Source organism: Peptoniphilus hominis (ex Hitch et al. 2025) (assembly GCF_040096015.1).
GTDB classification, from domain to species: domain Bacteria; phylum Bacillota; class Clostridia; order Tissierellales; family Peptoniphilaceae; genus Peptoniphilus_A; species Peptoniphilus_A hominis.
Map to the genome: position 1 here is coordinate 63,306 of NZ_JBBMFO010000002.1, position 13,144 is coordinate 76,449.

General features: G+C 34.1%; 18 protein-coding genes. 16 read left to right on the plus strand and 2 right to left on the minus strand.

From position 1 onward, the window contains the following. Positions 1–284 precede the first annotated feature (284 nt). The 15 genes from WMO19_RS01805 (at position 285) to WMO19_RS01875 (ending at position 11,982) form a co-directional block, all read left to right on the plus strand. Complete coding sequence (locus WMO19_RS01805) at positions 285–803, plus strand: sigma-70 family RNA polymerase sigma factor (protein ID WP_349169966.1); 519 nt, start codon at positions 285–287, stop codon at positions 801–803. Further along, positions 791–1,162: a hypothetical protein gene (locus tag WMO19_RS01810; RefSeq protein WP_349169967.1), complete on the plus strand. Its 372-nt coding sequence runs from the start codon at positions 791–793 to the stop codon at positions 1,160–1,162. Before WMO19_RS01805 ends, WMO19_RS01810 begins: the two co-directional genes overlap by 13 nt. Beyond that, the gene (locus WMO19_RS01815; protein WP_349169968.1) at positions 1,125–1,400 is read left to right on the plus strand and encodes a hypothetical protein; all 276 of its coding nucleotides are present in this window, start codon (positions 1,125–1,127) and stop codon (positions 1,398–1,400) included. The genes WMO19_RS01810 and WMO19_RS01815 overlap by 38 nt, the downstream gene beginning before the upstream one ends. Then, complete coding sequence (locus WMO19_RS01820) at positions 1,400–2,518, plus strand: DUF2800 domain-containing protein (RefSeq protein ID WP_349169969.1); 1,119 nt, start codon at positions 1,400–1,402, stop codon at positions 2,516–2,518. Before WMO19_RS01815 ends, WMO19_RS01820 begins: the two co-directional genes overlap by 1 nt. Continuing rightward, a complete protein-coding gene (locus tag WMO19_RS01825) occupies positions 2,515–3,012 on the plus strand; it encodes an HNH endonuclease (RefSeq protein ID WP_349169970.1) in 498 nt (165 codons plus the stop codon). The genes WMO19_RS01820 and WMO19_RS01825 overlap by 4 nt, the downstream gene beginning before the upstream one ends. Then, positions 3,002–3,544: a DUF2815 family protein gene (locus WMO19_RS01830; RefSeq protein WP_349169971.1), complete on the plus strand. Its 543-nt coding sequence runs from the start codon at positions 3,002–3,004 to the stop codon at positions 3,542–3,544. Before WMO19_RS01825 ends, WMO19_RS01830 begins: the two co-directional genes overlap by 11 nt. 9 nt (positions 3,545–3,553) lie before the next feature. Further along, entirely contained in the window at positions 3,554–3,754 is a 201-nt protein-coding gene (locus WMO19_RS01835) for a hypothetical protein (RefSeq protein WP_349169972.1), read from the plus strand. Then, positions 3,729–6,587, plus strand: a complete 2,859-nt coding sequence (locus WMO19_RS01840) for a DNA polymerase (RefSeq protein WP_349169973.1) — start codon at positions 3,729–3,731, stop codon at positions 6,585–6,587. Before WMO19_RS01835 ends, WMO19_RS01840 begins: the two co-directional genes overlap by 26 nt. A 12-nt stretch (positions 6,588–6,599) precedes the next feature. Continuing rightward, positions 6,600–6,800, plus strand: a complete 201-nt coding sequence (locus WMO19_RS01845; RefSeq protein WP_349169974.1) for a hypothetical protein — start codon at positions 6,600–6,602, stop codon at positions 6,798–6,800. Beyond that, positions 6,793–7,179 carry a DUF7768 domain-containing protein gene (locus WMO19_RS01850; protein WP_349169975.1) on the plus strand — a complete coding sequence of 129 codons (387 nt, stop codon included), beginning with the start codon at positions 6,793–6,795 and terminating at the stop codon, positions 7,177–7,179. The genes WMO19_RS01845 and WMO19_RS01850 overlap by 8 nt, the downstream gene beginning before the upstream one ends. After that, the gene (locus tag WMO19_RS01855; RefSeq protein WP_349169976.1) at positions 7,180–9,381 is read left to right on the plus strand and encodes a phage/plasmid primase, P4 family; all 2,202 of its coding nucleotides are present in this window, start codon (positions 7,180–7,182) and stop codon (positions 9,379–9,381) included. A 262-nt stretch (positions 9,382–9,643) separates the two neighbouring features. Continuing rightward, entirely contained in the window at positions 9,644–9,901 is a 258-nt protein-coding gene (locus tag WMO19_RS01860) for a sterile alpha motif-like domain-containing protein (protein ID WP_285072505.1), read from the plus strand. A 41-nt stretch (positions 9,902–9,942) separates the two neighbouring features. Then, positions 9,943–10,140 (plus strand): VRR-NUC domain-containing protein, encoded by a 198-nt coding sequence (locus WMO19_RS01865; protein ID WP_435891041.1) that lies wholly within the window; start codon positions 9,943–9,945, stop codon positions 10,138–10,140. Then, entirely contained in the window at positions 10,141–11,487 is a 1,347-nt protein-coding gene (locus tag WMO19_RS01870) for a DEAD/DEAH box helicase (protein WP_349169978.1), read from the plus strand. 93 nt (positions 11,488–11,580) lie between these two features. After that, the gene (locus WMO19_RS01875) at positions 11,581–11,982 is read left to right on the plus strand and encodes a DUF1492 domain-containing protein (RefSeq protein ID WP_349169979.1); all 402 of its coding nucleotides are present in this window, start codon (positions 11,581–11,583) and stop codon (positions 11,980–11,982) included. Between the two features lie 76 nt (positions 11,983–12,058). Here WMO19_RS01875 and WMO19_RS01880 read toward each other — a convergent pair whose 3' ends face one another. Together WMO19_RS01880 and WMO19_RS01885 are read right to left on the minus strand one after the other, a co-directional pair. Then, positions 12,059–12,325: a type II toxin-antitoxin system RelE/ParE family toxin gene (locus tag WMO19_RS01880; protein WP_002834890.1), complete on the minus strand. Its 267-nt coding sequence runs from the start codon at positions 12,323–12,325 to the stop codon at positions 12,059–12,061. Continuing rightward, positions 12,325–12,582 (minus strand): AbrB/MazE/SpoVT family DNA-binding domain-containing protein, encoded by a 258-nt coding sequence (locus WMO19_RS01885; RefSeq protein WP_002834889.1) that lies wholly within the window; start codon positions 12,580–12,582, stop codon positions 12,325–12,327. Before WMO19_RS01885 ends, WMO19_RS01880 begins: the two co-directional genes overlap by 1 nt. A 188-nt stretch (positions 12,583–12,770) precedes the next feature. On the opposite strand from WMO19_RS01885, the gene WMO19_RS01890 reads away from it, so the two are divergent. Beyond that, positions 12,771–13,127, plus strand: coding sequence for an HNH endonuclease (locus tag WMO19_RS01890; protein ID WP_349169980.1), 357 nt, complete (start codon positions 12,771–12,773; stop codon positions 13,125–13,127). Positions 13,128–13,144 lie beyond the last annotated feature (17 nt).

A 13,144-nucleotide genomic window follows, 5' to 3' on the forward strand; every position in this document is an offset into this window, starting at 1 on the left:
TTTTTATATTAAGGAGGTGATCCTATAGAAATAAGAAACAAAGAAGGAAAAAGAGTCTGTGATATTAGCGAAGACAAGAAAAAGCTAACTATCAGGCGAGGTAAAAGTACAACCATAGCCTATGTAGTTAAAGGCGAAATTAAAATTTTAAATAAGTAAAAGAGATATCCGCAAGAACGCTAGACGGCAGTCGGAAAACCAAACCATGGTTTTCTATTGCCGTCTTTTTTTGTTTTTACGGATGGCCTTCTTGCGGATCTAGAGATTTTGCAAGGAGGCAAAAGATGGCAAAGAAAAGATATTTAGAAATAAATGGCAAAGAAATCGAAGTTAGTGAAGAAGTCTACAAAGAATATATGAAACCAATCTGGAGAGAAAAAAAGAGAATACAAAGAGCCTACAAGAATTTAGAAGAACTACAAGATAAAGACAGAATTAAAACAGCGACTGAGAAAAATGGAAACTATGTCCAAGCAGGAAGTTTAGAAACAGGCTTTGTCGAAACAAAAGAATATGGTCTTCCTTTATCCCTTGATGTTGCTGAAGAGGAATACGACTTTGAAGTAACTAGCGTTCAAAACACTGAAGACATAGTAACGTACAAACTTCTAGAAGAAGCATTCTTAGAAGTCATTAGTGAATTTTCTGAAAGAGATAAAAAAGTTCTAAAACTACTTTTTCTCTACGAAATGAAAGAAAGAGAAGTCGCAGAAGTAGTAGGAATATCCCAAAAAACAGTTAATAACATCAAAAATAAGCATTTACCAAAGATTCAAGAGAAATTGAGACCTTGGAAAAAATAATTACTCAAAAACTTACTAGATGTCCTAAGGAATATGAGGGAAGAAGTCTTACTCAAATACAAACAGGATGTCCTAAGGAGTATGAGAGGAGAAATCTTACTCAAAAATTTAATGAATGTCCTAAGGAGTATGAGAGGAGAAATCTTACTCAAAAATTTAATGAATGTCCCAAGGAGTATGAAAGGAGGAACAAAGTGGACTTAGTAAAAAACGAACAGATGGCAGAAAGTTTAATAGCCATCTCAATTGTTGCCAAGAAGATAGCTATGGAATTAATGCAACCAGAGAAAGGAGAAAAAAGTGTCAAGAATAAAGCTACTAATGGAAATCAAAGAAGATGCAGAGAATCTTGCATCTAGTATAGGTGTCCTTCTAACAGCACTAGAAAGTGACGAGGAACTACCTAAAGAAGAAAAGGTAAAACAAGAAGAAAAAACCTATGAGATTGAAGATGTAAGAAAGATACTAGCCGATAAATCAAGATTAGGCCATACTGCTAAGATAAGAGAACTCTTAGAAAAGTATGGGGCTAAAAAGTTATCTGCGATTGATCCAGGTAACTATAAAGACTTGGTAGCAGATGTGGAGAAGTTGTAATGGGCGCTCATGCTATTTTATCAGCATCATCTTCTAATAGATGGATTCACTGTCCACCAAGCGTAAAGCTATCTCAAAAATATGAAGATGAAGTTAGTCCTTATGCACTTGAAGGTACCTCAGCTCATGCCTTAGCAGAATATAAACTAAAAAAGTTATTAGGCTTAGATGTAAAAGATCCAACAGAGGATTTAGATTTTTATGATGAAGAAATGGATGAGTTAACTGAAGGATATGCCTCATATGTAATAGAAGTAATAAGTAGTTATGAAAGCCCAGCTGTATTTGTAGAAGAAAGACTCGACCTATCAGAATATGTTAAAGAGTCCTTTGGAACTGCTGACTGTGTAGTTGTTGGAGGAAAAGAACTTCATGTAATAGATCTAAAGTATGGTCAGGGAGTTTTAGTAGATGCTAAAGAAAACACACAACTCATGTTATACGGACTAGGTGCTCTGGCTCTCTTCGATGGAATTTATGATATCGAGAAAGTAATTCTTCATATCTATCAACCAAGAAGGTGTAACATCTCATCTTATGAAATTAAAAAGACAGAACTTTATAAGTGGGGAGAATCCATACGAGAGATAGCGGAGAAAGCATATAAAGGTGAAGGAGAATTCTCGTGTGGAGGATGGTGCATCTTTTGCAAAGCTAAGAATAAGTGTAGAAAAAGAGCAGAAGAAAACCTAAAACTGGCACAAGAAGAATTTATCCTACCACCAGAACTATCTGATGATGAAATTGAAGAGATTCTACCAAGATTAGACGAACTGGAACTATGGGTCAAAGATATCAAGGCTTACGCTTTAGAAAGAGCAATGAAGGGTCAAAGATGGAAGGATCTAAAACTTGTCGAAGGTAGGTCTAATAGGAAATACCGAGATGAAGATGAAGTTGTAAAAAAAGTAAAAGAACTGGGATTCGATCCCTTTGAAGAAAAGTTACTTGGCATCACAGCCATGACTAAGTTACTAGGTAAGAAGGTCTTTGATGAAAATATTACAGATTTATTAGAAAAACCAAAAGGAAAGTTAACTTTAGTAAGTGTTGATGACAAGAGAGAAGAAGTAAAAATTGACAATGTTAAGGAAGAATTCGGAGTGGTTAAGGAATGAAAAAAATACCACTTACAAAAGGACTTTATGCATTAGTTGACGATGAAGATTACAAAGAACTATCAAAATATAAGTGGTTTGCCAGCGGTCATCCAGGTCAGTTATATGCCTGTAGACACAATCCAGAGAATAAATCTCGCCATATTAGAATGCATAGACAGATTCTAAATGCACCAGAAAATATGGAAGTAGATCATATAAATCTCAATAGATTAGATAATAGACGATCTAATTTAAGATTAGCAACTCGACAAGAAAATTCTTTTAATAGAAACAAGTTTAACAAGAAATCTCACTCTAAATATAAGGGAGTTACTTTTCATGTTAGAGATAGATGTTGGCAAGCTTGCATCAGAGTAAATGGCAAACACATTTATTTAGGTAGTTTTGATAAAGAAGTTGACGCTGCAATGGCGTACAACAAAGCAGCTAAAAAGTATCATGGTAGATTTGCAAAATTAAATATAATTCAGGAGGAAAATTATGCAAAATAAAACAAAAGTAATTACAGGTGAAGTTAGATTATCATATTTTAACGGATGGGAACCAAAGTCAATCAATGGTGGTAAAGAAAGATACTCAGTATCTGTCATTATTCCAAAGAGCGACCAAAAGACAATTGAGAAGATTGAAAAAGCAGTAGATGCTGCTATTGATGAAGGACTTTCTAAATTCAATGGAAAAAAACCTAATAAGAAAGCTATCAAACTTCCATTAAGAGATGGTGACACAGAAAAAGATGATGAGGCTTATGCTGATGCATACTTCTTAAATGCTAACTCTATGACAGCACCTCAAATTGTGGATAGAAACGTAGAACCAATTCTTGATAGAAGTGAAGTCTACTCAGGAGTTTTTGCAAGAGTATCACTAAACTTCTACGCCTACAATGTAAATGGTAATAAAGGAGTGGCCGTTGGCCTCGGAAATATTCAAAAACTAAGAGATGGGCAACCTCTAGGAAATAGGTCTAATGCAGCAGATGACTTCGATGCTATGGACGATGATGAAGATTTCTTAGCATAGGAGGTAGAAATGGACTATTTAATTACAGCGATAGTTTTAGCTATTTGGTCCTTTTTATGGTATGAGCTTGGATTTTTACAAGCTCAGCTAAAAGAACTAGATAGAGATATCAGAAAAATAGAAAAACAAATAAAAGAAGATAGAAAAAATAATTTAGCGGAATTAACAAAGCTTAGTGATAGCTATGAAGAAATTGTCCATAGATCTTGAGACCTATTCTTCAGTTGATTTAGGCAAAAGTGGTGTATACAAATATGCCGAGAGTGAGGATTTTGAAATCCTCCTCTTTGCCTATTCTATTGATGATGGAGGAGTTAAGGTCATAGATTTGGCAAGTGGAGAGATTATTCCTGAAGAAATATTATCAGCACTTAGTGATGAAAGCGTAGAAAAGTGGGCCTTTAATGCAAACTTTGAAAGGGTCTGTCTATCTAGATTTTTAGGTAAGAGACTAAAACCTCAAGGTTGGTACTGCACTATGATTTGGTCAGCTTATCTGGGGTTACCTCTATCCCTTGAAAAAGTCGGAGAGGTTTTGAAGCTTGATAAGCAAAAGATGAATGAAGGCAAGGCCCTTATAAGATATTTTTCTATTCCCTGCAAACCTACTAAGACTAATGGCATGAGGAAAAGAAATCTACCACATCACGATTTAAAAAAGTGGTCTACCTTTATGGAATATAACCAAAGAGATGTGGAAACCGAAATGGCAATTAAGAAAAAATTATCAGCCTTTCCAATGCCTCATTCAGAATGGGAAAACTACTGGATAGACCAAAACATCAACGATAGAGGAATCTTAATTGATGAAATTTTAGTTGATTCAGCTATTAAATTTGATGAAATATTACGAGAAGAAAATATGGACAGAGCTATAGAATTAACTGGTCTTGAAAATCCAAATTCTCCATTACAGCTAAAAGAATGGCTAAATAAGAAAGGCTTAGAGATAGAGTCTTTAGCTAAAAAAGATGTAGAGTCTGCTCTTAAAAACGCTGAAGGAGATATTAAAGAAGTACTGGAACTTAGACAGGAATTATCTAAGTCTTCAGTTAGAAAATATGATGCTATGAAAAATGTAAAAGGAAAAGATAATCGCGCAAGAGGTCTGATCCAATTCTATGGAGCAAATAGAACTGGAAGATATTGTTTAACTGGAGATCACGAAGTTTTAACTGATAAAGGCTGGGTTAGACTTGATAAATGGAATGGAGGGAACATTGCTTGTTGGAATACCATAGGAGAAAAAATATCTTTTCAAAAGTCTGAAATGGTTAAGTTTCCATTCAGTGGACAAATGGTTTTCTATGAAGATAAAAGAATATCTCAAATAAGCACAACTGAACACAAGATGTATTTTAAAAATCATTATAAGAGTGAGTGGAGAGTTGGAGAAATATCCGAGATGCTAAATTATGCACATCCAGCTATTCCATTTACTGGATATAGACAAGTTCAGTCAAATTTAGATCATATTCAGCTTAGAGTTCTTATTATGATTCAAGCGGATGGACATTATACTGCAGAAGGAAATATAAAACTTTCTTTTTCAAAACTTAGAAAAGTTGAAAGATGTAAAAGTCTTTTGAGAAAAGCAGAAATTTGCTTTAATTTGAAAGAATACATGGATAAGTCAAAGAAAAGATATGTTTTTACTATCTACTCTAGACACCTACCTTTGTGGCTTAGAATGTTTGAAAACAAAACATTTGACACATGGCTATTTGATGAAAGTGCAGACGTGTTCTTTGATGAACTTGTTCATTGGGACGGATATCAAAGTGCTAAAAACAGCATTCAGTATTCTACAGTAAATAGGAAAAATGCAGATATAATACAGGCCTTTGCTCATCTAAGTGGTAGAGCATGTCAAATGAGTATAAAGAAAAGATCGCAAGTTCATAACAATTGGCAAGATGCATATATATTAGACATTTGGTTAAGACCTAAAAACGCACATCAAATACAAAGAAAAGCAAAGAAAATAGACTATACGGGAATGGTCTACTGTGCTATGACTCCAACAGGTTTCTTTTTAGTGAGGAGAAATGGAAGAGTATGGGTTACAGGAAATTCAGGACGTCTTATCCAGGTACAAAATTTGAGGAGAAATAACCTACAAGATTTAGACCTTGCAAGAAGTCTTGTAAGAAATAAAGAATACGAAAGCTTAGAAATGCTTTATGACTCACCATCCGATGTGTTATCCCAACTGATAAGAACAGCCTTTATTCCAAAAGAGGGATGCCGATTTATAGTTTCCGATTTTTCAGCAATTGAAGCAAGAGTTCTAGCTTGGCTTGCGGGAGAAGACTGGGTGCTTAATGCCTTTAAAAATGGAGAAGATATCTACTGCTCTACAGCAAGTCAGATGTTTGGTGTGCCTGTTGTAAAACATGGAGTAAATGGAGACTTAAGACAAAAAGGTAAGGTAGCAACGCTTGCTTGTGGTTATGGTGGCTCTGTGGGAGCGCTTAAGGCTATGGGTGGTATTGAGATGGGTTTATCTGAAGATGAACTTCAATCAATAGTCGATTCCTGGCGAGAGGCTAATCCAAATATAGTGAGTTTTTGGTGGGACATAGATTCAGTCGTAAAAAGAGTTGTAAAGACTAGAACTAAAGAAAAATATAAGAACCTAGTTATTAGCTATGAAAAAGGCATCCTTTTTATACAATTACCCTCAAAAAGAAGACTTGCTTATCCAAAGGCAAAAATCGGAATGAATCGATTTGGTGGAGAATCAATTGTCTATGAAGGAACAGTAGTTGGAAATAAATGGGACAAGATAGAATCTTACGGCGGTAAATTTGTAGAGAATATAGTTCAAGCAATAGCCAGAGATATTTTAGCAGAGGCTATGATGAGAATTGAAAATGAAGGATTTAATATCGTCATGCACATCCATGACGAAGTTGTAATAGAAAGTGATTCATCTAGCATAGAAGAAATAAATGAAATTATGTCCGTTGTTCCTAGTTGGGCACCTGAACTTATCTTAGATGCAGATGGATTTGAAAGTGAATTTTATAAGAAAGACTAAGGAGGTTTATTCGTGTTTTATGTTAAAGAAAAAATCAATGATTCTATGGAAATAAGCATTGAAATAAATGATGAGAATGTATTTTGCACCTGTCCAAAGTGTGGAAAAGAAGTTCAAGTAGAATTAAATAAAGTATTGGAAGAGGGAGATTTATTTTCTACTCAAGTTTGCTGTAATAATTGTAGTGAAACAATGAGGGATATTTATGAATAAAGAACTATACAACAGGAGTGGGTGCAAGGATCCCACTCCTTATCAAGCAATTAAAAATGCAGAGAAAAGATACTATCCCTTGGTATATATCTGCAGTCCATTTTCTGGAGATGTTGAAAATAATGTAATCAAGGCAAGAACTTATTCTCGCTATGCATTGGATAGAAGAAATATACCAATAGCGCCACATCTTTTATTTCCTCAGTTTATGAGTGACGAAAGTGAGAGAAGACTTGTCATGCATTTTAATTATGTCCTTCTTGGAAAATGTGAAGAAGTCTGGGTCTTTGGTGACAACATAAGTGCTGGAATGGCTGATGAAATAAAGATTGCTGAGAAGAGGAAAATGAAGATTCGATATATAAAGGAGGTAGCCTAATTGAAAATATATACCTCAAATCAAATAGGAGTGGAGTCAAATTGTGTTTATCAAAATGAGGTTAATGCAGTAGATGTTAGGTCTTTTGAGAAAGCTGCGAGTTTTGACCATGTAATGGCTAAGTATAAAAACTCCTACAGGTCTAACGATAATTTTATAGAGTCGGAATGTGTTTCCATGGATATAGACAATGACCATTCAGAAAATCCAGATGATTGGATTTCAACTAACGATTTAAAGAGAATATTTGATGGAGTTAAATTTGCCATAGTTTACAGCAGAAACCATAGAAAGGAAAAGAATGGAAAAGCTGCAAGACCAAGGATGCACATTTATTTTCCAATTCCTAAGATCACAAATTTAGCTGAATATGTAGGCATAAAAGAAAGCTTGGCAGAGACTTATACTTTCTTTGATGGAAATGCCCTAGATGGAGCGAGGTTTTTCTTTGGAGTAAAGAACCCTGCTGTTGAAATAGTTAGGGGAAGGAAATATGTAACAGAAATCCTAAAGGACGACTTTGAGGATTTTGATAACTCTCAGGACTTGATTCAGGAAGGCTCTAGAAATTCAACTATGAATCATTTCGCTGGTAGGGTTCTAATTCGATATGGAAAGACAGATGAGGCAAGAGAATTATTCGATAAAAAAGCCAGCCTTTGTTCTCCACCACTCCCAGATGATGAACTGGAACAAATCTGGAGGTCTGCTTGTAAATTCTATAAAAAGGTAGCTACAAGTGAAGATTATGTACCACCAGAAGAATACAATGAAAGATATGAGGAATATAAGCCAGAGAAACTTACAGATATAGCAATGGCTGAAATCTTTACTAAGCATAACAAAGATAAAGCTATCTACACTATATCTCAAGGCTGGCTTTATTGGACGGGCAAGAAGTGGGAAGATTCTGAGCTAAAAGTAATGAGTCTTTATATGGAGACTGCCAAAAAAGTTTTAGAAAATGCAAGCATAGAATTTAAAGAGACCTATCAAGAATTAGCAGATGCTGAAATGATGGGAAGTAAGGAAGAAAAAGCACAAGCAAAATTAAAAATAAATAGTGCAAAAGCTTATCTAAATTTTGCTAAAAAAATGAACGACCACGGAAAAGTATCTGGAATATTAAAACTAGCTAAGTCTTTGTTAGAAGTTAAAAATGAAAAACTTGATGCAGATGCTTTTATTTTAAATACACCTGTTGGGGTTATTGATTTAAAAACAAGTGAAATAAAAGAGCATGACCCGTCTTACTATTGCACGAAGATTACTGCCCTAGCTCCAAGTAAGGATAATATGGATATGTGGATAGATACTTTAAGGGATGTAACTGGTGGAGATGATGAGTTTATTAATTTCTTAAAGTTCCATGCAGGGTCGACATTAATAGGTCATGTTTATGAAGAAGCACTCCTTATAGCTTATGGAGATGGAGGAAATGGGAAGTCTACAGTCTTTAATTCAGAGGCTCACGTTCTTGGAGACTATGCAGGTAAAATTCCAGCTGAGTCTTTAACAACAAGAGCAAAGAATGTGAAGGTTGATCTTGCAGAGTTATGTGGTAAGAGATTTATTCTAGCCTCTGAAACAGAAGAGGGTCAAAGACTGTCAAGTTCTATGCTAAAGCAGATAGCAAGTGTTGATGACATTTCAGCAGAAAGAAAATACTATGCACCATTCTCATTTACACCAACGCATTCTACTATTCTCTATACAAACCATCTACCAAAGGTAGGCTCTAATGATCGAGGAACCTGGAGAAGAATTGTGGTAACTCCATTTTCTGTCGCCATTAAAAATCCTAAGACAGACTATATAGATAAGCTTATAGAAAAAGCAGGTGGGGCAATTCTACAGTGGATGATTGAAGGAGCAAAAGAATATATAGATGCAGGCTTTAAATATCCAAAGTGTAATGTTGTAGATGATGCTAAAAGATCATATAAAGAAGAAAATGACTGGATAAACCATTTTATTTCAGATAAATGCATAAAAGGAACAAATTATAAAGAAATGAGTGCAAGGTTATATCAAGTTTATCGTGAGTGGGCTGGTTCAAATGGAGAATACATTAGGAACAATAGAGATTTTTCACGAGCCCTTATAGCAGAAGGTTATGAAAAGAAAAGGACAAATAGGGGAATTGAATGGGGTGGTATAACCATCAATGATTTAATGGAGTCGGAAGACGACTTTTTATAAATGTATCTTAGTGTAGCATTTATAGGCTAAATAAAGATGATTGTAGAGAAAAAAGTTTTCTTAATTAATGAAAAATGTATACACTAAACTACAAAAAGACATGACTATTTACACTTGACTTAACACTGAAATGACTTAATATACGCATTTTGTATGGTGTGAATAGTTATAGCCTACTTTCTTTTATATATTATTTTTATTCTCTCGTGTAAAAGGTTTATATAAAGCTACACTATACAACACTTTAAAAAATGGGGGATTTATGAATTTCTATAATTACATGATGAAAAATCACTTAAATGAAAAGTCTCCAAGAGGAGATTTAGCAAGAGATATGAAGGAAGATAGAGACTTTCCTAAAAATAAAACGGGGAAATTTAAGGGCTGGAAAAGACTGATTAAAAATTATTTAAAAAGCCAGGGTGCTTGTTATGATTGTATGATGACTTTTGAAGAAGCGTGGAGGGAGTATGAAAATTGCGAGAGAAAGAGATTGAATCTGCCCTTATTAAAAGAGTAAAAGAGAATAATGGTCTATGTCTTAAATTTACATCTCCTTCAATGACGGGAATACCAGACAGGATAATACTTCTACCTAAAGGAAAGATAGGATTTGTGGAAACAAAAAGACCTGGAGGAGAACCAAGACCAATTCAGAAAAAAAGAATAAGGCAATTTAAAAAGTTAGGTTTTAAGGTTTATGTTCTTGATTCCAAAGAAAACATTGACGAAATAATAAAAAGAATCGGAGGTCACTAATTGGAATACACTCCACATAAATATCAAAACTATGCTACTGAATTTATAAAAGAAAACAAAGAATCAGCACTTCTACTGGACATGGGTCTCGGCAAGACGGTTATAAGCTTAACGGCTATAAAAGACTTACTCTTTGATTCTTTTGAAATTTCTAAAGTTTTAATTGTAGCACCATTAAGAGTTGCCAGGGATACTTGGAAAGAAGAGATAGAAAAGTGGTCTCACCTTGATATCTTAAAATATTCAGTGGTCATAGGTAGTGAAAAAGAAAGAATAAAAGCATTAGAAGAACAAGCAGATATTTATCTAATCAATAGGGAAAATGTAGACTGGCTAATAAATAAGAGTGAAATACCCTTTAACTACGACATGATCGTAATTGATGAACTATCATCCTTTAAATCTCATAGGTCAAAGAGGTTTAAAGCATTGATGAAAGTTAGACCAAAGGTAAAAAGAATAGTTGGTCTTACTGGAACTCCATCATCTAACGGTCTAATGGATTTATGGGCTGAGTTTAGACTGCTTGATATGGGTCAAAGACTTGGAAGATTTATTGGTCAGTACAGGGAAATCTACTTCAAACCAGATAAAAGAAACGGACCAATCATTTATTCTTACAAACCACTACCTTTTGCTGAAGATGCAATCTATGAAAAGATATCAGATATCACAGTTTCTATGAAAGCTGAAGACTATCTAAAAATGCCAAAGAAGATAAACAATGAATTCTTTGTAAATCTATCAGATAAAGAAAGAGAAATCTACGAGACCTTAAAAAAAGACTTGGTCGTTAGTATTAAGGATAAAGATATAGATGCAGTTAATGCTGCAGCCCTTTCTAATAAATTAATGCAAATGGCATCAGGTTCTGTTTATGATGAAGATAAAAATATGATTCATATTCACGACAGAAAACTTGATGCCTTGGAAGATTTAATAGAAGGTGCAAATGGTAAACCTGTCCTAATAGCTTATTGGTATAAGTCAGATTTAAAAAGAATAAAAGATAAGTTTAATGTAAGAGAACTTAAGACAAGTGAGGACTTTAAAGAATGGAATCAAGGTAATATTCCAGTTGCCATTATCCATCCAGCATCTGCTGGCCATGGACTTAACCTACAAGCGGGAGGATCAACACTTATTTGGTTTTCTCTTACTTGGTCCTTAGAACTTTATGAACAAACCAATGCCAGACTTTATAGACAAGGTCAGAAAGAAACAGTTGTGATTCATCATATCTTAGCAAAAGAAACTATTGATGAAGATGTAATGAAAGCATTAGAAAATAAGAACAAAACACAAGCTGCACTTATTGATGCAGTGAAAGCAAATCTGGAGAGTTAATGTTATAGAATGTCACTAAGAGCATTTGATAAGCTTAATATACGAGCAGGAGTTCTATGGAGAACTTACCTCAAAAAATTATGGAGGTAAGAAATGAACGCAAAAGAATATTTAAAACAAGCTTTTTATTTAGACAAGAGAATTAACAGTAAGCTAGAGCAAGTTGAAAGTTTAAATGCCTTAGCTACAAAAGCTACATCGACCTTATCAGATATGCCTAAGAGTCCTAATAGAGGACCATCAAAACTTGAAGATACTATCGTAAAGATTGTAGATCTCCAAGAAGAGATTAATAGAGATATAGATAAGTTGGTGGATTTAAAGAAAGAAATCGTAAGAACAATAAAAAAGATTGAAGATAAAGAACTTCAAGTGGTTTTAGAAAAAAGATATCTTTGTTTTGAATCTTGGGAGAAGATAGCAGTTGAGATGAATTACTCAATTCAGCATATCTTTAGACTTCATAGTAAGGCTTTAAAAAATATAGAGATATAAAAAAATCGGGTGACGCATAAATGCATCACCCGAAAAACTTTCGTTTTCAATTCGTATTTTTATTATAGTACCAATTTTAAAACTTGTCCAGAATATCATGGTGTCCAATATCTAAAAGGAATATCAGCTCATTATTTTCATAGAACCAAATAATGCGAATATCCATGTTAACGGAAGACTCCCATATTCCATCTGTACCTTGTATTTTCTTAGTTCTTAAAGATGGATGGGTAGGATTTTCTACGAAAAATTTAAGTTTCTTTTTCGTTTGTTTCTTTTCAGTATCAGATAGTTTTTTGTAATGTTTTTTAAAGGCTTTCGAATAAGTAATTTTATAGGACATTACTTGTCTAACTCCTCGAATAGAGAGTCGATAGAATCAAAAACAGGTTGAGTCCCATTTTTTATAGATTCTTTAATTTCTTTTACTTCAGCTTTTAAATTTTTTATGACGTGTTCTGGATAGATTGCTACTGGAACAAGTACAATTTTTCCGTTATCTTCTATGACTTCAAATTGATCACCTTGGTTTAATTCCATAGAGTTTACTATGTCTTTTGGGATGGTAACTTGTGATTTAGCTTTTAATTCAACTAACATAAAAAACCTCCTTAGTTAGAAATTCATACTTTCTAACTAAATTATATTTTCTTCTGAGAAAAAAGTCAAGTGGAGAGTAAAGTTGATAGAATGAGAGTAAGTAGTTGTAGTATAGTTAGAATAGCAAAAGAATAATAAAACGAGCCTTGGAGATAAAATCTTCAGGGCTTTCTTTATGGAGTGATAAAGTGCCAAGCAAACCTAAGAGACCATGTTCTCATCCAGGTTGTCCAGAATTAGTTGATGGACGATTCTGTAAGAAACATGAGAAAGAATACAACAGAAACTATGAAAAATATAAAAGAGATCCTAGAACTCATAAGCGTTATGGAAAAGCATGGAGGGTTATAAGAAAAAGATATGTAGCAGAGCATCCACTTTGTGAGATGTGTTTAAAAGAAAATAGAATGACGAAGGTAGAGGAAGTACATCACATACTTCCTCTTTCTCGTGGTGGAACTAATGACGAAGATAATCTTATGAGCCTTTGTAAATCTTGTCACTCAAAAATTCATGCAAAGAGTGGAGATAGATTTGGAGGATAGTTTTCCGTGGGGAGGGG